Annotated in this window: 23 protein-coding genes; 8 read left to right on the plus strand and 15 right to left on the minus strand. The window is 64.9% G+C overall.

All coding sequences use genetic code 11. The annotated features are described in order from the left end of the window. Position 1: 1 nt before the first annotated feature. The 10 genes from pcaF to paaA form a co-directional block, all read right to left on the minus strand. A complete protein-coding gene (gene pcaF, locus SR858_RS22775; protein WP_019923192.1) occupies positions 2–1,216 on the minus strand; it encodes a 3-oxoadipyl-CoA thiolase in 1,215 nt (404 codons plus the stop codon). Between the two features lie 10 nt (positions 1,217–1,226). Continuing rightward, positions 1,227–2,546, minus strand: coding sequence for a phenylacetate--CoA ligase PaaK (gene paaK, locus SR858_RS22780; protein WP_019923193.1), 1,320 nt, complete (start codon positions 2,544–2,546; stop codon positions 1,227–1,229). Positions 2,547–2,562: 16 nt separating this feature from the next. After that, complete coding sequence (paaI, locus tag SR858_RS22785; protein WP_019923194.1) at positions 2,563–3,012, minus strand: hydroxyphenylacetyl-CoA thioesterase PaaI; 450 nt, start codon at positions 3,010–3,012, stop codon at positions 2,563–2,565. Then, positions 3,005–4,582, minus strand: coding sequence for a 3-hydroxyacyl-CoA dehydrogenase PaaH (gene paaH / locus SR858_RS22790; protein ID WP_019923195.1), 1,578 nt, complete (start codon positions 4,580–4,582; stop codon positions 3,005–3,007). The genes paaI and paaH overlap by 8 nt, the downstream gene beginning before the upstream one ends. A 1-nt stretch (position 4,583) precedes the next feature. Beyond that, positions 4,584–5,390 carry a 2-(1,2-epoxy-1,2-dihydrophenyl)acetyl-CoA isomerase PaaG gene (gene paaG / locus SR858_RS22795; protein WP_019923196.1) on the minus strand — a complete coding sequence of 269 codons (807 nt, stop codon included), beginning with the start codon at positions 5,388–5,390 and terminating at the stop codon, positions 4,584–4,586. Positions 5,391–5,402: 12 nt separating this feature from the next. After that, positions 5,403–6,488 carry a 1,2-phenylacetyl-CoA epoxidase subunit PaaE gene (gene paaE, locus SR858_RS22800; RefSeq protein WP_019923197.1) on the minus strand — a complete coding sequence of 362 codons (1,086 nt, stop codon included), beginning with the start codon at positions 6,486–6,488 and terminating at the stop codon, positions 5,403–5,405. A gap of 4 nt (positions 6,489–6,492) precedes the next feature. Beyond that, the gene (gene paaD / locus SR858_RS22805) at positions 6,493–7,095 is read right to left on the minus strand and encodes a 1,2-phenylacetyl-CoA epoxidase subunit PaaD (RefSeq protein WP_019923198.1); all 603 of its coding nucleotides are present in this window, start codon (positions 7,093–7,095) and stop codon (positions 6,493–6,495) included. A 107-nt stretch (positions 7,096–7,202) separates the two neighbouring features. Further along, positions 7,203–7,955: a 1,2-phenylacetyl-CoA epoxidase subunit PaaC gene (gene paaC, locus SR858_RS22810; RefSeq protein WP_019923199.1), complete on the minus strand. Its 753-nt coding sequence runs from the start codon at positions 7,953–7,955 to the stop codon at positions 7,203–7,205. A gap of 9 nt (positions 7,956–7,964) precedes the next feature. Next, on the minus strand, positions 7,965–8,249 hold the full coding sequence (gene paaB, locus SR858_RS22815; protein WP_019923200.1) for a 1,2-phenylacetyl-CoA epoxidase subunit PaaB: 285 nt from the start codon (positions 8,247–8,249) through the stop codon (positions 7,965–7,967). 8 nt (positions 8,250–8,257) lie between these two features. Next, positions 8,258–9,247 carry a 1,2-phenylacetyl-CoA epoxidase subunit PaaA gene (gene paaA / locus SR858_RS22820; RefSeq protein WP_019923201.1) on the minus strand — a complete coding sequence of 330 codons (990 nt, stop codon included), beginning with the start codon at positions 9,245–9,247 and terminating at the stop codon, positions 8,258–8,260. 144 nt (positions 9,248–9,391) lie between these two features. Between paaA and paaX the strand changes: the two genes are divergently transcribed. Next, positions 9,392–10,330 (plus strand): phenylacetic acid degradation operon negative regulatory protein PaaX, encoded by a 939-nt coding sequence (paaX, locus tag SR858_RS22825; RefSeq protein ID WP_019923202.1) that lies wholly within the window; start codon positions 9,392–9,394, stop codon positions 10,328–10,330. Here paaX and SR858_RS22830 read toward each other — a convergent pair. Next, entirely contained in the window at positions 10,321–10,587 is a 267-nt protein-coding gene (locus tag SR858_RS22830) for a DUF2442 domain-containing protein (RefSeq protein ID WP_154820015.1), read from the minus strand. The two genes, paaX and SR858_RS22830, sit on opposite strands and share 10 nt — an antisense overlap. Continuing rightward, positions 10,547–10,840, minus strand: coding sequence for a DUF4160 domain-containing protein (locus tag SR858_RS27790; RefSeq protein WP_407654681.1), 294 nt, complete (start codon positions 10,838–10,840; stop codon positions 10,547–10,549). The genes SR858_RS22830 and SR858_RS27790 overlap by 41 nt, the downstream gene beginning before the upstream one ends. A 173-nt stretch (positions 10,841–11,013) precedes the next feature. On the opposite strand from SR858_RS27790, the gene SR858_RS22835 reads away from it, so the two are divergent. Further along, positions 11,014–12,144 carry a M14 family metallopeptidase gene (locus SR858_RS22835; protein WP_026637532.1) on the plus strand — a complete coding sequence of 377 codons (1,131 nt, stop codon included), beginning with the start codon at positions 11,014–11,016 and terminating at the stop codon, positions 12,142–12,144. Positions 12,145–12,248: 104 nt separating this feature from the next. Beyond that, positions 12,249–13,586 (plus strand): hypothetical protein, encoded by a 1,338-nt coding sequence (locus SR858_RS22840; RefSeq protein ID WP_051120356.1) that lies wholly within the window; start codon positions 12,249–12,251, stop codon positions 13,584–13,586. A gap of 84 nt (positions 13,587–13,670) precedes the next feature. On the opposite strand, the gene pmbA is transcribed toward SR858_RS22840, so the two are convergent. After that, positions 13,671–15,023, minus strand: coding sequence for a metalloprotease PmbA (gene pmbA, locus SR858_RS22845; RefSeq protein ID WP_019923206.1), 1,353 nt, complete (start codon positions 15,021–15,023; stop codon positions 13,671–13,673). Positions 15,024–15,117: 94 nt separating this feature from the next. On the opposite strand from pmbA, the gene yjgA reads away from it, so the two are divergent. From yjgA to SR858_RS22860, 3 genes are all read left to right on the plus strand, one after another. Continuing rightward, positions 15,118–15,717 carry a ribosome biogenesis factor YjgA gene (yjgA, locus tag SR858_RS22850; protein ID WP_019923207.1) on the plus strand — a complete coding sequence of 200 codons (600 nt, stop codon included), beginning with the start codon at positions 15,118–15,120 and terminating at the stop codon, positions 15,715–15,717. Continuing rightward, on the plus strand, positions 15,707–16,327 hold the full coding sequence (mog, locus tag SR858_RS22855) for a molybdopterin adenylyltransferase (RefSeq protein ID WP_040377995.1): 621 nt from the start codon (positions 15,707–15,709) through the stop codon (positions 16,325–16,327). Before yjgA ends, mog begins: the two co-directional genes overlap by 11 nt. A 119-nt stretch (positions 16,328–16,446) precedes the next feature. Further along, entirely contained in the window at positions 16,447–17,112 is a 666-nt protein-coding gene (locus SR858_RS22860; protein WP_019923209.1) for an alpha/beta hydrolase, read from the plus strand. Between the two features lie 200 nt (positions 17,113–17,312). Here SR858_RS22860 and SR858_RS22865 read toward each other — a convergent pair whose 3' ends face one another. Next, positions 17,313–17,867: a carboxymuconolactone decarboxylase family protein gene (locus SR858_RS22865; protein ID WP_019923210.1), complete on the minus strand. Its 555-nt coding sequence runs from the start codon at positions 17,865–17,867 to the stop codon at positions 17,313–17,315. Between the two features lie 118 nt (positions 17,868–17,985). On the opposite strand from SR858_RS22865, the gene SR858_RS22870 reads away from it, so the two are divergent. Then, positions 17,986–19,344 carry an aspartate aminotransferase family protein gene (locus tag SR858_RS22870; protein WP_026637534.1) on the plus strand — a complete coding sequence of 453 codons (1,359 nt, stop codon included), beginning with the start codon at positions 17,986–17,988 and terminating at the stop codon, positions 19,342–19,344. 103 nt (positions 19,345–19,447) lie between these two features. Next, the gene (locus tag SR858_RS22875) at positions 19,448–20,689 is read left to right on the plus strand and encodes a hypothetical protein (protein ID WP_019923212.1); all 1,242 of its coding nucleotides are present in this window, start codon (positions 19,448–19,450) and stop codon (positions 20,687–20,689) included. 1 nt (position 20,690) lies between these two features. On the opposite strand, the gene SR858_RS22880 is transcribed toward SR858_RS22875, so the two are convergent. Further along, positions 20,691–21,548, minus strand: a complete 858-nt coding sequence (locus tag SR858_RS22880) for a fumarylacetoacetate hydrolase family protein (protein WP_026637535.1) — start codon at positions 21,546–21,548, stop codon at positions 20,691–20,693. Positions 21,549–21,577 lie beyond the last annotated feature (29 nt).

Here is a 21,577-nt window from a genome sequence, read left to right on the forward strand (position 1 = left end):
GCTATTCCACCCGCTCGATGACGACCGCGATACCCTGCCCCACGCCGATGCACATCGTGCACAGCGCGTAGCGGCCACCGGTGCGTTCCAGTTGCGTGAGGGCGGCCAGCACCAGCCGCGCGCCCGAGGCGCCCAGCGGATGGCCGATGGCGATCGCGCCGCCGTTGGGATTGACGTGGGGCGCATCGTCGGCCAGGCCCAGGTGGCGCGTGACGGCCAGACCCTGCGCGGCAAATGCTTCGTTCAATTCGATCACGTCCATCTGGTCGATGGTCAGGCCCACCAGCGCCAGCACCTTGCGCGAGGCCGGCGACGGGCCGAAGCCCATGATGCGCGGCGCCAGGCCGGCGGTGGCCATGCCCAATACGCGGGCGCGCTTGCGCAGGCCGTATTGCTCGGCTGCGGCGTGCGAGGCGAGCAGGATGGCGCAGGCGCCGTCGTTGACGCCCGAGGCGTTGCCGGCTGTGACGGTTCCGTCCGCACGCACCACGCCTTTCAGCTTCGACAGCGTTTCAAACGTGGTGTCCGGGCGCGGGTGCTCGTCGGTGTCGAAGATTTTGGGGTCGCCCTTCTTTTGCGGCAGCGACACCGGCACGATCTCGTCGCGGAACACGCCGGCCGCGTGCGCGGCGGCCCAGCGCTGCTGGCTGCGCAGCGCGAAAGCATCCTGGTCGGCGCGGCTGATGTGGAACTGCGCGGCCACGTTTTCCGCCGTTTCGGGCATGCTGTCGATGCCGTACTGCTCCTTCATGCGCGGATTGACGAAGCGCCAGCCCAGCGTGGTGTCCTCGATCTTGGCGCTGCGCGAAAATGCGCTGTCGGCCTTGCCCATCACGAACGGCGCGCGCGTCATGTTCTCCACGCCGCCGGCGATGACCAGGTGCGCCTCGCCCGTGCGGATGGCGCGCGCCGCGCTGCCCACGGCATCGAGGCTCGATCCGCACAGGCGGTTGATGGTGCTGGCCGGGACCTCGACCGGCAGGCCGGCCAGCAGCGCGGCCATGCGGCCCACGTTGCGATTGTCCTCGCCGGCCTGGTTGGCGCAGCCGTAATACACGTCATCGACCTTGGACCAGTCCACCTTGGGATTGCGGGCGATGAGGGCGGCGATCGGCAGCGCGGCCAGGTCGTCGGTGCGCACGTTGGCCAGGGCGCCGCCGTAGCGGCCGAACGGGGTGCGGATGGCGTCGCAGATGTATGCGGAATTGTCGGTCATTGCATGTCCTTTATGACTTGGGGCGCTGGTCGATCACACGCCGGGCCTTGCCGGTGAGCGTGCGTTCGATGCCGTTGGGGGCCACCAGCCGCACCCGGGTGGAGACGCCCACATTGGTCTTGATACGGATCTCTAATTCCCGGGCCAGCGCTTCGTTATCGCCGGTGAGCATATTGCCCGCCTCCGGGCGCAGCTCGGCTAGCACCTCCAGTTGGTCGAGGTGGCCGTCGCGCTTGATGATCAGCTGGTACTGGGGCGCCAGCAGCGGCATCTTGAGGATCAGTTCCTCGATCTGCGACGGGAACACGTTGACGCCGCGGATAATCAGCATGTCGTCCGAGCGGCCGGTGATCTTGCCGATGCGGCGCATCGCGCGTGAAGTAGGTGGCAGCAGCCGCGTGAGGTCGCGCGTGCGGTAGCGGATGATCGGCAGCGCCTCCTTGGTCAGCGAGGTGAATACCAGCTCGCCCTCCTCGCCGTCTGGCAGCACCTCGCCGGTATCGGGGTCGATGATCTCCGGGTAAAAATGGTCTTCCCAGATCACCGGGCCATCCTTGCTCTCGATGCATTCGCTGGCCACGCCGGGGCCCATCACTTCGGACAAGCCGTAAATATCCACCGCGTCGATGCCGGCGCGCTGCTCGATTTCGCGGCGCATGGCGTCGGTCCACGGTTCGGCGCCGAAAATACCGACCTTGAGCGAACTGGCGGCGGGATCGAGTCCCTGGCGCTGGTATTCCTCGATGATGTTGAGCATGTACGACGGCGTGACCATGATGATGGACGGCTTGAAGTCTTCGATCAGCTGCACCTGGCGCTCGGTCTGGCCGCCGGACATCGGCACCACCGTGCAGCCAAGCCGCTCGGCGCCGTAGTGGGCTCCGAGGCCGCCGGTAAACAGGCCGTAGCCGTACGAGATATGCACCATGTCGCCGCGCCGCCCGCCCGCCGCGCGGATCGAGCGCGCCACCACGCTGGCCCAGGTGTCGATGTCGTTTTGGGTGTAGCCGACCACGGTGGGCTTGCCGGTGGTGCCGCTCGACGCATGCACACGCACCACCTGCTCGCGCGGTACGGCAAACATGCCGAACGGGTAGTTCTCGCGCAGTTCCTTCTTGCCGGTGAAAGGAAACTTTGAAAGGTCGGCCAAGGACTTCAGGTCGGCGGGATGGACGCCGGCCGCGTCGAACGCCTTGCGATAGTGCGGCACGTTGTCGTACGCGTGCTGCAGCGTCGATTGCATGCGCTGCAGCTGCAGCGCTTGCAGCTCGTCGCGGCTGGCGCGCTCGATCGGTTCCAGGTCCGATGGTTCGGGTATGCGTTGTACCATGTCTCCTCCTGTTTTTTTATTCGGTTGCCAGGACGTGGCCGCCCACGCGCAGCGATTTGCCGCGAAACAAGGCGACCGTGCGCCCTTCCTGGTTGACCACGGTGACGTCATAGACGCCGCTCTTGCCGGCCAGCGCCTGTTCGCGCGCGGTGGCAGTAAGCACGTCGCCCTGCCGCCCCGGCGCCAGGTAATCGATGGTGCACGCCGCACCCACGGTATTGAGGTTGTAGCTGTTGCAGGCAAAGGCGAACGCGCTGTCAGCCAACGTAAAGATAAAACCGCCGTGGCAGCTGCCGTGGCCATTGAGCATGTCGGCGCGTATGGTCATCGACATGGTGGCGCAGCCGGCACCGACGCCATCGAGACTGATGCCCAGCCCCTGCGAGGCGGGATCGCGCGCATACATGGCGTTAGCGACTTTTTCGGCCAGGGCCTGCGGAACGAGGTCGGTCAGTGTCTCATGCATGGATGGTGGCTCCTGCGGCGTGCTTGCGCCGCAGCAGCGGCGACACACGATAACGGTCTTCGCCATAGCTGGCGGCCAGGTTGTTCAATACGGCGACCACGTGGTCCACGCCGATGGCATCGGCCCAGGCCAGCGGCCCGCGTGGATAATTGACGCCCTTCTGCATGGCGACATCGGCGCCATCGGCACTGCACACGCCCTGGTTGACGGCATCGGCCGCCTCGTTGGCCAGCATGGCGACGGTGCGCATGACGGACATGCCCGGCACGTCGTCGAGCCGGGTAACGGTGAAGCCGGCCGCTTGCAGCAGGCCCACCACCGCCTGGTACGCCTCCGGTGCGCACTGGTCGGCGCAGGCGATGGCGATGCGGGCGGCGCTGGCGTAGTCGAACGCCAGGTCCACGAGCACCGTGTCCGGATGCTGGTTGACGGCGGCGCGCTGCGTGGCGCTGCGGCCATCGGTCAGATAGACGGCGGCGCCGTTGCAGTGGAAGGCTGGCGCGTCGTCCACGCTCTTTTCCACCTTGCGGTGGGCCACCTCGATGCCGGCGGTACGCAGGCGCTGCGCCAGCGCGTCGGTCACGGCGCCGCCGTGCGGATGCATGGCGGCGGCAAGGGCGCCCGCATCCCGGGTGTAGCTGACAAACGCGGGCACCGGCTGCGGCGCCTCTTGCTGCGCAGGCTCGTTGACGGCGCCATCGCCATAGCGGTAGCAGCCGCGCCCCGCCTTGCGGCCCAGGAAGCCGGCGTTGACCAGTTCCTGCTGCAAGACCGACGGCGTGAAGCGCGGATCGTTGAAGTACGCCTCGAACACCGACTGCGTGACGGCGAAATTGACGTCGTGGCCGATCAGGTCCATCAGCTCGAAAGGCCCCATGCGGAAACCGCCCGCGTCGCGCAGCACGGCATCGATGGTGGCCGCGTCGGCGGCGCCTTCGGCCATCAGGCGCCAGCCTTCGGCATAGTACGGCCGCGCCACCCGGTTGACGATGAAGCCGGGGGTGGAGCGCGCGTGGACCGGGTGCTTGCCCCAGGCGGCAGCAGTATCGTGCACGGTCTGTGCGATACCACTGTCAGTTGCCAGCCCGCTGATCACTTCCACCAGCGCCATCAGCGGCACCGGGTTGAAGAAGTGCATGCCCACCAGCCGGCCAGGTGCGCGCAATTTGGCGCCGATGGCCGTGACCGAGATCGACGAGGTATTGGTGGCCAGGATGCAGCCATCGTCCACCAGGCTTTCCAGCTGCGCGAACAGGGCGCGCTTGGCGTCGAGGTTTTCAACGATGGCTTCCACCACCAGGCCTGGTTTGGCGGCGGCGATGTCGTCGAGCGTGAGCGCCGGTTGCAACCGGGCCAGCGACGCGGCAGCGTCCACGGGGCTCATGCGCTGCCTGGCCACCAGTTTATTCAGGGCCAGCGCGATATCGGACATGGCCTTGGCCACCGGTTCCGGACGGCTGTCGTACAGCTTGACGGTGTAGCCGGCGACGGCCGCCACCTGGGCGATGCCGGCGCCCATGGCGCCGCTGCCAATGACGGCCACCACCCGGTCTTGAGACAGTGCGGTCATGTCATTTCCCCGTAAATTGCGGCGCGCGCTTTTCCATGAAGGCTGCCACGCCCTCGCGGTAATCGCTGGTTCGTCCCAGCTCGCTCATCATGGCGCATTCGAGCGTGAGTTGCTGCTGCAAGGTGTTGTGGGCACTGGCGTGGATGGCCTGCTTGGTGAATGCCAGCCCCTGGGTGGGTGCGCTGGCAAAGTGGCGCGCCAGCTTGTCGGTCTCGGCGGCCAGGTCGGCATCGGGTACGGCTTTCCAGATCAGGCCCCACTGCTCGGCCTTGTCGGCAGTGAGCTTTTCGCCCAGCATGGCCAGGCCCATGGCGCGCGCAGTGCCGACCAGGCGCGGCAAAAAATACGTGCCGCCGGTGTCGGGGATCAGGCCCAGCTTGCAGAACACTTCCACGAACGACGCGGAACTGGCAGCGAGCACGATGTCGCATGCCAGCGCCAGGTTGGCGCCGGCGCCGGCGGCCACGCCGTTGACGGCGCAGATCACCGGCATCGGCAAGGCGCGCAGCGCCAGCACCAGCGGCGCATAGTTCTTCTCGACCGAGTCGCCCAGGTCCACCGGCCGCGTGCCCGGCGCATTCGAGACGGCGCGGTCGGACAGATCCTGGCCGGCGCAGAAGCCGCGCCCGGCGCCGGTGAGCACCAGCACCCGCACGCTCTTGTCGGCGCCGACGCGGCGCAGGGCGTCGCGCACTTCCTCGTGCATGGCCTGGGTGAAGCTGTTGAGTTTATCGGGGCGGTTCAGGGTGAGCGTGGCAACGCCGGCGTCGATCCCGAACAGGATGTTTTGATAATTTTTGGCGTTCATCGTGTCTCCTGGTTATTCGGCCTGGTCGAAGTCGATCACCACCTTGCCGGTGATGGGGAAGCTCTGGCAGCTGAGCACAAAGCCGCGCGCCACTTCGTAGTCTTCCAGCGCGTAGTTGATGTCCATGTCCACCTGGCCTTCGACCAGCTTGCAGCGGCACGTGGAGCACACGCCGCCCTTGCACGAGTAGCGCATGTCGATGCCGGCGCGCAGGCCGGCGTCGAGCAGCGACTCCTGGTCCTGCGCCATGGTGAAGCTGGTCGCGCTGCCGTCCATGATCACCGTCACTTCCGTGTGCTGGTGCGCGCTGTCCGGTGTGGCGGCGTGGGTCCGTGCTTTTCTCGGGCCGTTGGCGCCGGTGGCGGCAAACAGTTCGACCTTGATCGCGTCCTTCGGCATGCCTGCTGCCTGCAATGCGGCGGACACGCCCAGCATCATGTCTTCCGGTCCGCAGATAAAGGCGACATCGACGTCATCGACGCGGGCCCAGTAGCGCAGGAACTCGGCGCACTTGTCCTGCGTGATGCGGCCGTTGAACAGGTCGATGTCCTGCTGCTCGCGGCTCATCACGTAGGCGATGCGCAGGCGGTCCAGGTAAATATCCTTGAGGTCGGCCAGTTCCTCGCGGAAGATCACCGACGAACTGGCGCGGTTGCCATAGAAGAGCGTGAAGCGGCTGTGCGGCTCGAACGCCAGCGTGGTCTTGATGATCGACAGGATCGGCGTGATGCCGCTGCCGGCGGCAAAGGCCAGGTAGTGCTTGCGGTTGGCGGCGTCGAGCGGCACGTTGAAGTGGCCGGACGGCGGCATCACGTCGAGCACGGCGCCCGGCTGCAGGTGATCCACGGCCCAGGACGAAAACAGCCCGCCTTGGGTGCGCTTGATGGCCACGCGCAGCGCATCGTCCTGCACGGCCGAGCAGATCGAGTACGACCGGCGCACGTCTTCACCGTCGATCTGCGCGCGCAGGGTCAGGTGCTGGCCTTGCTGATAGGCGTAGCTGGCGCGCAGCTCCGGGGGCACGGCAAAGGTGACGGCAATGGTGTCGCGCGTTTCGTGGCGCACCTGGGACACGGTCAGTGGATGGAATTGGCTCATGGTTTCAGTGACACTTGAAGTAGTCGAACGGTTCGCGGCAGTCCAGGCATTTATAGAGCGCCTTGCAGGGTGTGGAGCCGAACTGGCTGGTGACTTCGGTGTGGGTCGAGCCGCAGTGGGGACAGGCGATCGCCGGTTTGGGGACGGCGTGCATTCCCCGGCGCGAGACTGCCGCGGCGGCGGTTACTGCCGTAACAACGGCGGCGCCCCCGCGCAGGCGGCTGATGTCGATCACCTGCGCCTGTTCGGCCGGCGGTGCGATGCCATAGTTGCGCAGCTTTTCCTTGCCGGTGTCCGTCATCCAGTCCGTGGTCCAGGCAGGCGTGAGCTGCGTGTGCAGCACCACGTCCATCACGCTGTGTGCATGCAGGGCATCGGTAATCGCCGCGCCGATCACCTGCATGGCGGGGCAGCCGCTGTAGGTAGGTGTGATCGTGATATGGCAGGCGCCGTCGTCGGCCACGCGCACGGCGCGCACGATGCCCAGGTCGATGATGCTGATGGCGGGGATTTCGGGGTCGGGGATTTCTGCAAGCCAGCTGGTTACAAGCGCTTCATCGACGCTGTCACCCGCCGCTCCGTCATCCTCGCGAACGCGGGGATCCAAGCTGAACGTCCCATCAAGCGGTCCATGGATCCCCGCATGCGCGAGGATGACGGATTCAGGGTTGGCAGGGGAAGGAAATGGTTTGGGTACGCTCATGTCGCCCTCCTTTACCACTGCGCATTAGGATACGCGCGCTGCAGGAACTGCATCTCGGCCAGGATATAGCCCAGGTGCTCGGTATGGCGCCCCTGCTTGCCGCCGCTCTGCATCCAGGCGTCCTTGGGTGGCATCGCCAGCGTGGCTTCGGCAAAAATCTCCGCCACGTGCGCCAGCCATTGCGTGCGCAACGCGTCCGCCGGTGGTGCGATGCCGGCATCGACCATGGCGTGATCGACCGCGTCATACGTAAACACCTCGCCGCTGTACATCCACAGCGCGTCGGCGGCGGCCTGGGTTTTGGCGTGGCTGATGGCGGTGCCGTCGCCCATGCGCACCACCAGGTCGCCGCTGCGGCGCAGGTGGTACGTGACTTCCTTCAGCGATTTTTCGGCGATGGCGGCAATGCGGGCGTCGCTGCTGTGCGTGAGGCCCGCGATCAGGAAGTAGTGCCAGGTGTCGAAATAAAACTGCCGCATCATGGTATCGGCGTAGTTGCCGTTCGGTTGCTCGAGCAGCAGGCAGTTCTTGAAGTCGTGGGCGTCGCGGTGGTAGGCCAGGCGGTCTTCGTCGCGGCCCGCGCCTTCCAGTTCGGCCGCGTACTCGTACCACAGGCGGGTTTGGCCCAGCAGGTCGAGCGCCACGTTGGACAGCGCCATGTCTTCTTCCAGCGCCGGGCCCTTGCCGCACAGGCGGCACAGCTGCTGGCTCAGGATCAGGGCGTTGTCGCCCAGGCGCAGCAGGTAGTTGACTTTCGGATCCATGGCCGCTCCTTACAAATTCTTCACTTCTTCCGGCATCGGGAAGAAGGTGGGGTGGCGATAGACCTTGCTGTTGGCCGGCTCGAACAGGGCGCCCTTGTCGGACGGGCTGCTGGCGACGATGTCGGCCGCGCGCACCACCCAGATGCTCACGCCCTCGTTGCGGCGGGTATAGACGTCGCGCGCATTGTTGACCGCCATTTCGGCGTCGGGTGCGTGCAGGCTGCCCACGTGCTTGTGCGCCAGGCCGTGCTGGCTGCGGATGAACACTTCCCACAGCGGCCATTCTTTGCTCAATTGAGTGCTCATGCGACCTCCTTGATTGCTGCGTGTTTGTCGGCGTGCGCCACCAGCGCCTCGCGGAACCAGGCGCCCTCCTCCCAGGCATCGACCCGCGTGCGCAGGCGCTCGCGGTTGCACGGGCCATTACCTTTCAAGACATTCTGGAATTCGGTCCAATCGATGGCGCCGAATTCGTAGTGGCCCGTCTCGGCGTTGAAGTGCAGGTCGGGGTCGGGGACGGTCAGGCCCAGGAACTCGGCCTGCGGCACGGTCTGATCGACCATGCGCTGGCGCAGTTCGTCGTTGGAAAACAGCTTGATGCGCCATTGCGCCGACTGCGCGCTGTTGACCGATTCGGCGTCGGACGGGCCGAACATCATCAGCGACGGCCACCACCAGCGGTTCAGCGCATCCTGCGCCATGGCCTTTTGCTCGGGCGTGCCGCGCGCCAGCGACAGCATGATGTCGTAGCCCTGGCGCGCATGGAATGACTCTTCCTTGCACACGCGGACCATGGCGCGCGCATATGGTCCGTACGAGCAGCGGCACAGCGGAATCTGGTTGATGATGGCCGAACCATCGACCAGCCAGCCGATGGCGCCCATGTCGGCCCACGACAAGGTGGGGTAGTTGAAGATGCTCGAATACTTGGCTTTGCCGCTGTGCAAGGCAGCCAGCAGTTCGTCGCGGGTCACGCCCAGGGTCTCGGCGGCGCTGTACAAATACAGGCCGTGGCCGGCTTCGTCCTGGATCTTGGCCAGCAGGATCGATTTGCGCTTGAGCGTGGGGGCGCGCGTGACCCAGTTGCCTTCCGGTAGCTGACCGACGATTTCCGAATGGGCGTGCTGGGAGATCTGGCGGATCAGGGTTTTGCGGTAGGCGTCGGGCATCCAGTCCTTGGCCTCGATGCGCACGCCGGCGTCGATGCGGGCCTGGAAGGCGCGCTCGTCGTCGGCCATGTCGGCGGTGGTGCGGACCGTGCTCAGGCCGGTCTCTACTTGTTGGGCGTACATATCGTCTCCTCCTCTGTACTGGCTTGAAATCATAATACGATACACAATTCGTTTTAGCTACCGTTTTTTTGAGTCATATCAAAATTCCGCATTCAATACCCTTAAAATGCGTTTCACCCGGTAAACTGCTGTTTTCAGACATTGTTGGCCGATATGCACTGCTCCGACTGGATCACCGACTTCCTTGCCCACGACCCGCCGCGCTCGAAATCGCTGGTGGTGACCATCTTCGGCGACGCCATCGTGCCGCACGGCGGCATGGTGTGGCTGGGCAGCCTGATCGAGTTGCTGGCGCCGTTCGGCGTCAATGACAGGCTGCTGCGTACGGCCGTGTTCCGGCTGGCGCAGGAGGGCTGGCTCGGCGCCCGGCGCGACGGCCGCCGCAGCGCCTACGCAATCACGCCCGACGCCATGGCGCGTTTTTCCCACGCCTACCGCCGTATCTACGCCGAGCCGCACGCGCACTGGGACGGCAGCTGGACCCTGGTCATCAGCGGCGAAGGCGCGCTGACGCCGGCCGAACGCACGGCCGTGCGCAAGGAACTGTTGTGGGAGGGCTACAGCGTGATCGCGCCCGGCATCCTGGGCCATCCGGCTGCCGAACCGGCCGCGCTGGCAGAGGTGCTGGCGCGCCTGGGCGTGGCCGGCAAGCTGTTCGTGGTGCGCGCGGCCACCGTGCCCGGTGTGGGCGCGCGGTCGCTGGGCCACCTGGTAGCGACCGGCTGGGACGTGCGCGAAGTGGCGGCCGGCTACGAACAATTCCTGGCACGCTTTGCACCGCTCGCAGAAGGGCTCGACGGCGGCGTGGCCGACCGGCTGACGCCGGAGCAGGCGTTCGTGATCCGTACCCTGCTGATCCACGCCTATCGCCGCGTGCAGTTGCACGACCCGCAACTGCCGGCCGAACTGCTGCCCGCGCCCTGGCCCGGCACCCAGGCTTACGCCCTGGCGCGCCAGCTATACCTGGCCGTGCACACGGCCGCCGAACAGCACATCGACAGCGTGCTGCGCCGCGAAGACCCGGAGGCGCCGGCTGCGGAGACGGCGTTTTATGCGCGGTTCGGAGGGTTGCGTCAGGGGTGAGCGGCTATCAGAGGAAACGCGGAAGGATCACGAATCGAGGCAAGCGACAGGTCGATGTCGAGTGCGGGCCAGTACAGATGCTCAGGCGCAGGCCGCTCCACCGCGCGCACCAATTCGGCGGGCTGGTCGGCGAACCATGGAAAATCCGCGTAACTGAGCCAAAGTGACTCCGTGCCGAGGTCGAGCCGCAATCCCGACTCGTCAATTTCAACCACCTCAACGCCCAGGCTGGGTGGAAAACCATTTTTGCCAGACATTGCGCATCTCCCCTTGGTGAAGTTCAACAAACTGTTGCGCCGCTCGTAACTGTCGCGCTGACAGGCCTTTGTTTGAGGCTAACTCGACTACAGGCTCCAACCAAAACTTGGCCTCGCCATCAGGGTGAGACACATGAACATGCATTCTGGTTTCCTCCCGCGAAAAGAAAAAATAGCGAAAGCTACCGTCCCGAAATAATGTAGGCGTCATGGCAATCATACTCCCGTGATCCAACGCGGTGGCGCCGATCATGATGTCCTGAGCGGCGGCAATCAACCACCTTAGCGAGCTTCATCTAGACAGAGCTTGCGCCAGCGCAAACGTACTTGTCGGCATAGTTGAGATACGCCAAAACGCCACCACACTGTATGATGTCGCCACTGCGCCACAAGCGCTCGACACTGAATTCAACGGGACTATCCACCATGCCTATCAAAATCAGCCAGCAGTTCGACGCCGGCGCCATCGACGTCATTTCCGCCGACAACCCGGCCGCGATCGACCTGCACATCCGCAAGGACTCGCACGCCGACATTACCCAGTGGTTCTACTTCCGCGTGCAAGGCGGCGCATCGACCCCGCTGGCGCTGCGTTTCCTCAACGCCGGCAAGACCGCCTACCCCGATGGCTGGAAAGACTACCAGGCCGTGGCCAGCTACGACCGCGACAACTGGTTCCGCGTGCCGACGTCGTTTGACGGCGAAGTGATGACGATTAACCACACGCCCGAATACGACAGCGTCTATTACGCCTATTTCGAGCCGTACTCGTGGGAACGTCACCTGGCGCTGCTGGACAACGCGCAACTGTCGCCGCTGGTCAAACAGATCGACCTGGGCAGCACCATCGACGGCCGAGACCTGAACATGCTGGTCATCGGCGATCCGGAAGCCGAACAAAAAGTGTGGGTGATCGCACGCCAGCATCCGGGCGAGACGATGGCTGAATGGTTCGTGGAAGGCATGGTCGAAGCGCTGCTCGATCCGGCCAACCCGTTCGGCCGCAATTGCCTGAAGGAAGCCGTGTTCTACGTGGTGCCGAACATGAATCCGGACGGCTCGGTACGCGGCAACCTGCGCACCAACGCTGCCGGCGCCAACCTCAACCGCGAGTGGCTGAACCCGACCATGGAGCGCAGCCCGGAAGTATTCCTGGTGAAAAACAAGATGCTGGAAATTGGTTGCGACCTGTTCCTCGACATCCATGGCGACGAAGGCCTGCCATACGTATTCGTGGCGGGCAGCGAGTCGCTGCCGACCTGGACCCCGGACCAGGCCGAAGGCCAGCAATACTTCATCGACAACTTCCTGATCGCCAGCCCGGACTTCCAGGACGAGTATGGCTACGGCGAAACCCCGTACACCGACGAAACGCTGACCATGGGCTCGCCCCACATCACGCACCAGTTCGGTTGCCTGTCGCTGACGGTGGAACTGCCGTTCAAGGACAACGCCAACGATCCGGACGCCGACACCGGCTGGAACGGCGCCCGCAGCGCCGAGCTGGGCAAAGCTGTGCTGCAACCGGTACTGCAAACGCTGGTCGCGCAGCAGTAACGCTTTGCTTGTCCTGGCGCTGCGCCAGGACAAGGCGGACGCCGTCCGCAAAAATACACTGGCCTCCAGCAGGCGCCACCCGGCGCCCTTCCCGGAGGTTCAGCATGAACATTCTGTTATCTGCGCGCCGCACGGCTGCCGCCTTGTACTGCCTGACATTGCTGGCGGCCTGCAGCACGCCATATAGCCCGCCACAGATCCTCGACGCCGATACCCGCTTCCCCGGCCTGGTGGATCTGCCCGCGCAGACCGAAAGCCGCACTACAGATATCCTGCTGGTCAACGGCATCTGCACCCACGATTTCCGCTGGGCGCAGCAGGTGGTGGCGCAGCTCGCGCAGGCAATCGACCGCGCCACCCTGTCCACGGCACGCTCCGCCATTGCTGACGCCGGCGGCATCGAGATCGTGCCGTCCACGGTCGAAACGCCTGCCGGCCGCCTGCGCTTCAACGCCCTGATCTGGTCGCCCCTGACCACGCCGCTCAAGCGCCAGCTGTGCTACGACCAGACCGGCAAGTCGGCCATCTGCACCGGTACGCCACCGTATCCGCATCAACGTGCGCTCCTGAACGCCCGCCTGAAAGACACCCTGATCGACGATTGCCTGCCCGACGCGCTGATCTACCAGGGCGTGGCGCGCGATGCGATCCAGCTGCACATGCGCGACGCCATCCTGCACGTGCTGGCCGGCGATGACACGGCCGACAATGTACCGCTGGTGGTGATCGCACACAGCATGGGCAGCAAAATCATGTTCGACACGCTGCTGCGCATGACGCTGGAAGCGCCCGCATCGCGCGCCGCCACCACGGCCCGACACACCATGGAGCGAATGCGGATACTGGTGATGGCGGCGAACCAGATTCCGCTGCTGTCGCTGGCCGATCAGCCGCTGGACGGTGCGGTCGGAGCTACCGGCATTGGAGCTGGCGCTTCTGTCGCTGTCGCTGCCGATGCTGGTGCTGGTGCTGGTGCTGGTGCCGGTGCCGGTGCTGGGGCTGGTGCTGGGGCTGGTGCTGGTGCCGGTGCTGGGGCTGGGGCTGGAGCTGGAGCTGGAGCTGGAGCTGGGACTGGGGCTGGGGCTGGAACCGCTGCCGATGCCGGCGGCATTGCCGTACCAGCCCCGGGCGCAGCACCGGCGGCGCCCGACAGCCTGCAACTGCTGCTTCGTCAGCGCGGCAGCAGCGACCAGCGCCGAGTTCCGGCGCTGCTGACACTGGTCGCATTCAGCGATCCCAGCGATGTGCTGTCATACGCTCTGCCACCGGAGCGCTACGCCAGCGAGAGCGTCAAGGTGTTCAACATCCTGGTATCGAACGCGCCGACCTGGCTGGGATTGCTGGAGCGGCCGGACCGCGCCCACCTGGATTACCTGAAAAATCCGGACGTGGGCCGGCTGGTGGCCTGCGGCGTACCGGCCAGCGCCTTGTGCAAGCGATAAATGATCGCCCCCCTGGCTGCCCCGCCAGCAGTACTCATGCAGTACTGATGCAGTACCACAGGGGCCGGCCCTGGCCGTGCAGGTTCAGGCGCCGCCTACCACCATTTTCTCGATCAGGATCGAGCCGGTCTGCTTGGTGCCACGCATCATGGTGTCGGCGCCAACCGCGACGATTTGCGCCAGCATGTCTTTCATGTTGCCGGCGATCGTGATCTCCTCGACCGGATACTGGATCACGCCGTTATCCACCCAGAAGCCCGACGCGCCGCGCGAATAATCGCCGGTGACATAGTTGGTGCCCTGCCCCATCAATTCAGTGACCAGCAGGCCGGTACCGAGCTTGCGCAGCATGGCGGTAAAGTCGTCGCCGGGCGCCGTCAGCGACGACGACAGTGTGAGGTTGTGCGAGCCGCCCGCGTTGCCGGTGGTTTGCATGCCCAGCTTGCGCGCCGAATACGTGGACAGGAAATAGCCCTGCACCACGCCATTTTTGACGACATCGCGCGCACGGGTTTTCACGCCTTCGTCGTCGAACGGGGCCGAGCCCACCGCGCCGATCACGTGCGGGTCTTCATGGATGTGCACGTGCGCCGGCAGCACCTGCTGGCCCAGGGAATCGACAAAGAACGTCGATTTTCGATACAGCGCCCCGCCCGACGTGGCCTGCACATAGGCGCCCAGCAGGCCGATGGCCAGCGGCGCTTCGAACAGCACCGGGCAGGTGCGCGTGGTGAGGCTGCGGGCATTGAGTTTGGCCAGCGCGCGCTCGGCGGCGTACCGGCCGATCGCCTCGGGCGAGGCCATGCGCGATGCATCGCGCACGGATACATACCAGTCGTCGCGCTGCATGCCGGCGCCGCGTCCGGCAATCGCCGCCATCGATACCGTGTGGCGCGAATACGGATACCCGCCGATGAAGCCGCGCGAGTTGGCCGAAACGAAATGCGACTGCTGCACGTGCACGCCCGCGCCTTCGCTATTGGTCACGCGTGCATCGACGTCGAATGCGGCCGCTTCGGCGCGCTTGGCCAGTTCCACGGCGCCGGCTGTGTCGATTGCCCACGGATAGAACAGTTGCAGGTCGGGCGGCGCCATTTCCAGCAATTCCGCCTCGGGCAGGCCGCCGCAATCGTCATCGGCGGTGAAGCGGGCGATGTTGTAGGCCGCTTCCACCGTGGCTTTCAGGGCGGCGGTGGAAAAATCGGACGTGCTGGCATTGCCCCGTCGCTGGCCGATGTGGACCGTCACACCCATGCCCTTGTCGCGGTTTTGCTCGATGGTTTCGATCTTGTTCTTGCGTACTGATACCGACAGGCCGCTGCCCTCGCTGAAATCGACCTCGCAATCGGTGCCGCCCTGCGCTTTTGCGTAGCCCAGCACGTCGCGTGCGAGCTGTTGCAACTGATCTTGCGTGTGGCTGAAATGGGGATCGGACATGGGCGGTTTTCGTCGGTAAGGTACTAAACCGGGTATCATAGCAGTCGTTCACAGTTTACAGGGACGGCTGCGCGCCGGACCGAAAGTTAATAATATGGTAAATCCAAACCGCGGCGCCGTCGGCTTCAGCTCGACCGAATTCGAACAGGAATACGAGCGCCCTTCCAAATCCGAGATGAAACGCCAGGTCGATGCCCTGCAAAAGCTGGGCGAAGCGCTGGTGGCCGAGCCGCGCGACCGCGTCAAGCGCGTGCCGATGCCCGAGGACGTGCGCGACGCCATCCTCGAGTGCCAGACCATCACCAACCACGAAGGCCGCCGCCGCCAGATGCAGTTCGTCGGTAAAAAGATGCGCACCCTGGACGAAGCGGAAATCGCCGCCATCCAGCAAACCATCGACGGCTGGAAAGGCGCCTCGAAATCCGATACCGCCGCCATGCACGCGCTGGAACGCCGCCGTGACAAGCTGCTGGCCGACGACAAGGCGCTCACCGTGCTGCTGTCCGAAAACCCGGAACTCGATGTGCAGCACCTGCGCACCCTGATTCGCAACGCCCGCAAGGAGCAGGCCGAGAACAAGCCGCCGAAGGCCTACCGCGAAATCTTCCAGATCCTCAAGCAGGTCGAGGCCAAGAAGAAGAAAGACGCCGCCGCCGAAGCCGACGACGCCGACAGCGAAGAAGATGACGAGTAACGTGGAACCCGTATTGGTGATCGGCGTGGTGTCGGTCTCGGACCGCGCCAGCGGCGGCGTGTACCAGGACCAGGGCATTCCCGCCCTGCAGGACTGGCTGGCCCGCACCATCACCACGCCCTATCGCGTGGAAACGCGCCTGATCGCCGACGAGCGCGCGCAGATCGAAGCCACGCTGGTCGAACTGGTCGATACCGCGCGCTGCCACCTGGTACTGACCACCGGCGGCACCGGCCCGGCGCGGCGCGATGTCACGCCCGAAGCGACCATCGCCGTGGGCACCAAGGAAATGCCGGGCTTCGGCGAGCAGATGCGCCAGATCAGCCTGCACTTCGTGCCGACCGCCATCCTCTCGCGCCAGACCGCCGTCATCCGCGAAACGCCAGACCACGCCGCCCTGGTCATGAACCTGCCGGGCCAGCCCAAGGCGATTGCCGAAACGCTGGGCGGCCTGAAAGACGCCGACGGCAACACCGTCGCCGGCGGCATCTTTGCTGCCGTGCCGTACTGCATCGACCTGATCGGCGGGCCGTACATGGAAACCGATCCCGCCGTGTGCAAGGCGTTCCGGCCAAAGTCGGCGCTGCGCCCTGCTGCGCCGGCCGCGTGACGCACACCGCCCCCGCGCGGCGGCGGCGCCGTCTGCTGGCGGGCGCGGCGCTGCTGGCGCCGTTGCTGCCCCTGATACCTGTTTTGCCCGCCCCTGCAATCGCTAAACCGAGGAAACCTATGAGCCTGCTGCAAACCATCGAAAAAGAAACCGGCGCCAATCCCACCGTCGCCATTATCTGGATGCATGGCCTGGGCGCCGATGCCAACGACTTCGTGCCGATGCTGCAGGAACTGGACCTGCGCGGCCTGCCGCCGATCCGCTTCATCTTCCCCAATGCGGACACCATGCCGGTCACCGTCAACGGCGGCTACGTGATGCGCTCGTGGTACGACATCGTCGCCACCGACCTCGGTCGCCAGGAAGACGAAGCAGGCCTGCGCGCCTCGCAAGTCAAAGTGGAAGCGCTGATCGCCCGCGAAAAAGCACGCGGCATCGCCGCCGACAAGATCATCCTGGCCGGCTTCTCGCAGGGCAGCGCCATGACCATGCAAACGGGATTGCGCCAGAAGGAAAAACTGGCCGGCCTGATGTGCCTGTCAGGCTACCTGCCGATCGCCGCCAAGGCCACGACCGAATTCACCAAGGAGAGCCTGGCGACGCCGGTCTTCATGGCCCACGGCCGCATGGACCCGGTAGTCCCGCTCGCCCGCGCCACCGCCTCGCGCGACCTGCTGCAACAATGGGGCTACAACGTCGAGTGGCATGACTACCCGATGCAACATTCGCTGTGCCAGGAAGAGGTCAATGACATCAGTGCGTGGTTGAAGCGCGTGCTGGCCTAGCGCGCCCGATTCCAGCAATGTCCGACCGTAATGCAGCTCGAACGCCACTTCGCCGTGGTCGGGCACCAGGCGCTGAAGCCGGGGCCGTCGGCGGTGAGTGTGGCCTGCAGGTTGTGAAAGTATTGCGGGAGTGAGGTGGGCGAGGCGCCGAAGTTGACAGTCAAATCACTATTTTCTCGTTCTCTCGCAATCACCGCGAATCACTCCGGCAACACCGGCGCCTCCGTCTGCGGCACCGCCGTCTGCGCCGCGTTCATCACCATCGCCAGCAACGTGTAGTAGCCGTTGATGCCCATCAGGTCCACCACGCCGTGTTCGCCGAAGGCATCCAGTGCAGCGGCGTAGGTGACATCGTCCACACGCTGTTGCTGGTGCAGTTGCAGGCAGAATTCAATCACCAATTCCTCGTCGGCCAGCAGTTCCTGCGGCCGGCGCCGTTCGGCGATGGCCGCGATGGTTTCGTCGGCAATGCCGTACTCCTTCGCAATCGGCGCGTGGATCGCCCATTCCACCTGCTGGCTCCACTGGCGCGCGGTGACCAGGATCGCCAGTTCCGTCAGGCGGGTGCCGATGGCGCTGCGGTAGCGCAGGTATTCGCCCATGCGCTGGGCGGCGGACATCAGTTCGGGACTGCGGATCAACGGCACGAACGGCCCGTACAGCGCACCGCGCGGGCCGTCGATCACTGCCTGCGCCGCGACTTGCTGGCTGGCGCTCATCTGCGCGAACGGTATCGGTCCCAGGCGATCGGTCATGTCCTTGCTCCTAGTAAAGTTTTTTGGCCATGGTGCGGCATGGATCAACAGAAGACAAGCTGAACGCGGCTATTGTCTGTTGGCAATCATAAGAATCCACTTGCCAGAAAGGATGTCCATGAACCGCCCCCACCCAGCCAGTCACCCGACTCACCTGATTCACCGTAACCTGCGCCATATGCCGCCAATAGTCGGCTCCGCGTCCGGCATGATCGTGCACGACCGCGAAGGCCGCCGCTATCTCGACGCCAGCGGCGGCGCCGCCGTGTCGTCGCTGGGGCATGCGCACCCGGAGGTGCTGGCGGCCATGCACGCCCAGATTGACCGCAACGCCTACGCCCACACGGCCTTCTTCACCTGCGAGGCGGCCGAGGAACTGGCCACGCGGCTGGCCAGTGATGCGCCGGGCGACCTCGATCACGTGTACCTGGTGTCGGGCGGGTCGGAGGCGATGGAAACCGCGCTGAAACTGGCGCGCCAGTATTTCGTGGAAAACGGCGAGGAGCAGCGCAGCGTGTTCATCGCCCGCCGCCAGAGCTACCACGGCAACACGCTGGGCGCGCTGGCCATCGGCGGCAACGCGTGGCGCCGCAAGCCTTTTGCACCACTCTTGATCGACGTGCCGCACGTGGCGCCGTGCTTCGAGTACCACGACCGCGCGCCGGACCAGACCACCGAGGATTACACGGCCGCGCTGCTGCGCGAGCTGGAAGACACCATCATCGCCACGGGCCCGCAGCGCGTCATCGGCTTTTGCGCCGAAACCGTGGTGGGCGCCACCGCCGGCGCCGTGCCGCCCACGCCCGGCTACTTCCGCGGCGTGCGCAGCCTGTGCGACAAGTACGGCATCCTGTGGATTGCCGACGAGGTGATGTGCGGCATGGGCCGCACCGGCACCCTGTACGCGTTCGAGCAGGAAGGCGTGCTGCCCGACCTGGTGGTGTTGGGTAAAGGACTGGGCGCCGGCTACCAGCCGATCGGCGCGGTGCTGGCGCGCACGCCCATCATCGACCGGCTGCGCGACGGCAGCGGCGTGTTCATGCATGGCCATACGTACATGGGCCACCCGGTGGCCGCCGCTGCTGCGCTGGCGGTGCAGCAGGTGATCCGGCGCGACAACCTGCTGGGCGCAGTAACCGGCCGTGGCGCCGTGCTGCGCACGTTGCTGCGCGAGGCGCTGGGCCGCCATCCCCACGTGGGCGATATCCGTGGCCGGGGCTTGCTGATCGGGGTGGAACTGGTGCGCGACCGCGACACCAAACAGCCATTCGATCCCGCGCTAAAACTGCACGCGGCGATCAAACAGCATGCCATGGCGTGCGGGCTGATGGTGTACCCGATGGGCGGCACCATCGACGGCGTGCGCGGCGACCACGTGCTGCTGGCGCCGCCGTTCATCGCCAGCGATGCCGACCTGGCCGAGATCACCGACAGGCTGGCACAAGCCGTCGCGCAAGCTATTACCAGTGCGCAATAAACAACATGGTTGGGGAGGATTATTTCTATTGGTAAATATTGTTACCAAAAAGATTTATTATTTGCCTATAATTAATATTTCCCCAACTGCCCCTGCTCTACTCATGAAAAAAAGTATCGCCGCCCTGCTGCTCACCGCATCGTTTGCCACCGTACCGCTGCAAGCGCAAAACCTCGACAATCTGACGCCCGAGCAGCAAAAGCAGTTGCTGACGCTGCTGCTGAAGCAGCAGATGGGCGGCGCTGCGCAGCCGGCGCAAGCACCGGCGCAAGCACCGGCGCAAGCAGCCGGACCAGTGGCGGCAGCGCGCACCGAGGCCGACCTGGCGGCTGCCTTCAGCAAATTCCCGGTGCTGGCCGAGGGCGTGCAGTTCGAACGTTTCCGCGACGGGTTTGCCATCAACGGCAAGCGCTACATCGACCCTGAAGGCAAGATCAGCAGCTACGCCTTCGACCCCCAATCCGGCGATTACACCTACCTGGCGGAAGCCCATACCGGCGAGTTCATCCTCAAATCGGGCCGCGCGCTCAGTACCCAGGAACCGGTGACCATCGCCACCGCCTATCAACAGGGTGCGCTGTGGCAGGTGACCACCGCCACCGGCAAGCGCTTTACCGGCTACCGCCTGATCCCGTCGTCGCGCGGCTTCGTGGTGGCGCGCGACAACACCGGTTTCCGCTACGTGCCGGGCAGCGGCACCACCAATATCGTGGCGCCGGAGGCATACTCGATTGCCGCGCTGCAGAACGGCGACATCGCCAATACCGGCTACATTTTGCTCGAACGCACGCCGGAATCGAACGGCACCCAGCCTGGCAACTCGCTGGGTGCGCTGTTCAGTTCGGTGAAAAGCCTCGGCAATACGCTCGGCCTGGGCAAGAAGGAAGATTACGCACTGCTCCAGATCGAGAGCAACCGCCTGGTCCCGGTCAGCGTGTCGCTGGAGGACAAGCAGGTGCAGGTGATGAGCATGTGCAAGCAAAAAAATATATTGATCGCGAAGTGCCAGCAGATGGACACGTTCGAAAGCGCATACGAACCGAACGGTTCGCGCCATCTCAGCCACTACTTCTGGCGCATCAACTGGTTCAATGTGCCGGGCCGTCCGATCCTGGTGTCGCAGGAAGGTGGCCTGTCGAAAATTTCGGCAACTGACCTCAACAGCGGCAAAAAAGTGATCCTGTTCGAACGCACGCTGGGCATCGCCAACTTCAGCACCATCCAGCACGCCAACGGCAAGATCAGCGTCACCGCGCAAATGGGCTTTTCCAGCGAAACCCGCGACGACGTGCTGGCCCTGCTCGACAGCCTGCCGGACGTGGCAGCCAAGACTGCCGCCAACTAGATCAAGCTTTACGCGGCTTCCAGTCGATCACTTCCTGCTGCTGCTCGCCGAGACCGGGAATGCCCAGGCGGACCTGGTCGCCTTTTTTCAGGAAGCGCGGCTTCGGCAGGCCCATGCCCACGCCGGGCGGCGTGCCGGTGGCGATCACGTCGCCCGGCTCCAGGGTCATGAACTTCGACAGGTAGCTGACGATCTGCGCCACCGTGAAAATCATGGTGGACGTGTTACCGGTCTGCATGCGCTTGCCGTTCACTTCCAGGTACAGGTCGAGGTCTTGCACGTTGCCGATGTTTTCCGGCGTGACCAGCCACGGACCGACCGGGCCGAAGCTGTCGCAACCTTTGCCCTTGTCCCATTGCGGACCGCGCTCGAGCTGGTACGAACGCTCGGAAACGTCGTTGACGACCGTGTAGCCGGCCACGTACTTGAGCGCATCTTCTTCGGTCACGTACTGCGCGCGCGAGCCGATGATGATGCCCAGTTCCACTTCCCAATCGGTTTTCTTCGAGCCCTTGGGCAGCATGATCGGATCGTCCGGGCCGGTGAGCGCGGTGATCGCCTTCATGAACACGATCGGTTCCTTCGGCAGCGGCATGCCGGCTTCGGCCGCGTGGTCCGAGTAATTGAGGCCGATGCAGACAAATTTGCCCACGTGCTTGACCGGCACGCCGAAACGCGGGTTGCCGCGCACCAGCGGCAGCGTGGCCGGGTCGATTTTTTCCAGCTTGCGCAGGGCCTTGGGAGCCAGTTGCGCGGCGTCGATATCGTCGATCACCGCGGACAGCGAGCGCAGCTTGCCCTCGTCGTCGATCAGGCCAGGTTGTTCTTTGCCGGGTCGGCCGTAGCGCACAAGTCTCATGGTTTGCTTTCAAATGGTACAGGACCTGG

The sequence above is a fragment of the Duganella zoogloeoides genome, from assembly GCF_034479515.1.
In the GTDB taxonomy this organism is placed as follows: Bacteria; Pseudomonadota; Gammaproteobacteria; order Burkholderiales; family Burkholderiaceae_D; genus Rugamonas; species Rugamonas zoogloeoides.

Excerpts from the sequence above, each read along its gene's own strand:
- paaG (WP_019923196.1), bottom strand. The coding sequence starts at position 5,390 with ATGAACGCCAAAAATTATCAAAACATCCTGTTCGGGATCGACGCCGGC.
- paaK (WP_019923193.1), bottom strand. The coding sequence starts at position 2,546 with ATGGTACAACGCATACCCGAACCATCGGACCTGGAACCGATCGAGCGC.
- SR858_RS22860 (WP_019923209.1), top strand. The coding sequence starts at position 16,447 with ATGAGCCTGCTGCAAACCATCGAAAAAGAAACCGGCGCCAATCCCACC.
- paaC (WP_019923199.1), bottom strand. The coding sequence starts at position 7,955 with ATGGATCCGAAAGTCAACTACCTGCTGCGCCTGGGCGACAACGCCCTG.
- pcaF (WP_019923192.1), bottom strand. The coding sequence starts at position 1,216 with ATGACCGACAATTCCGCATACATCTGCGACGCCATCCGCACCCCGTTC.
- paaA (WP_019923201.1), bottom strand. The coding sequence starts at position 9,247 with ATGTACGCCCAACAAGTAGAGACCGGCCTGAGCACGGTCCGCACCACC.
- SR858_RS22880 (WP_026637535.1), bottom strand. The coding sequence starts at position 21,548 with ATGAGACTTGTGCGCTACGGCCGACCCGGCAAAGAACAACCTGGCCTG.
- paaH (WP_019923195.1), bottom strand. The coding sequence starts at position 4,582 with ATGACCGCACTGTCTCAAGACCGGGTGGTGGCCGTCATTGGCAGCGGC.
- mog (WP_040377995.1), top strand. The coding sequence starts at position 15,707 with ATGACGAGTAACGTGGAACCCGTATTGGTGATCGGCGTGGTGTCGGTC.
- yjgA (WP_019923207.1), top strand. The coding sequence starts at position 15,118 with ATGGTAAATCCAAACCGCGGCGCCGTCGGCTTCAGCTCGACCGAATTC.
- SR858_RS22835 (WP_026637532.1), top strand. The coding sequence starts at position 11,014 with ATGCCTATCAAAATCAGCCAGCAGTTCGACGCCGGCGCCATCGACGTC.
- pmbA (WP_019923206.1), bottom strand. The coding sequence starts at position 15,023 with ATGTCCGATCCCCATTTCAGCCACACGCAAGATCAGTTGCAACAGCTC.
- paaE (WP_019923197.1), bottom strand. The coding sequence starts at position 6,488 with ATGAGCCAATTCCATCCACTGACCGTGTCCCAGGTGCGCCACGAAACG.
- SR858_RS22870 (WP_026637534.1), top strand. The coding sequence starts at position 17,986 with ATGAACCGCCCCCACCCAGCCAGTCACCCGACTCACCTGATTCACCGT.
- SR858_RS22875 (WP_019923212.1), top strand. The coding sequence starts at position 19,448 with ATGAAAAAAAGTATCGCCGCCCTGCTGCTCACCGCATCGTTTGCCACC.
- SR858_RS22840 (WP_051120356.1), top strand. The coding sequence starts at position 12,249 with ATGAACATTCTGTTATCTGCGCGCCGCACGGCTGCCGCCTTGTACTGC.
- SR858_RS22865 (WP_019923210.1), bottom strand. The coding sequence starts at position 17,867 with ATGACCGATCGCCTGGGACCGATACCGTTCGCGCAGATGAGCGCCAGC.
- SR858_RS22830 (WP_154820015.1), bottom strand. The coding sequence starts at position 10,587 with ATGTCTGGCAAAAATGGTTTTCCACCCAGCCTGGGCGTTGAGGTGGTT.
- SR858_RS27790 (WP_407654681.1), bottom strand. The coding sequence starts at position 10,840 with ATGATCGGCGCCACCGCGTTGGATCACGGGAGTATGATTGCCATGACG.
- paaI (WP_019923194.1), bottom strand. The coding sequence starts at position 3,012 with ATGCATGAGACACTGACCGACCTCGTTCCGCAGGCCCTGGCCGAAAAA.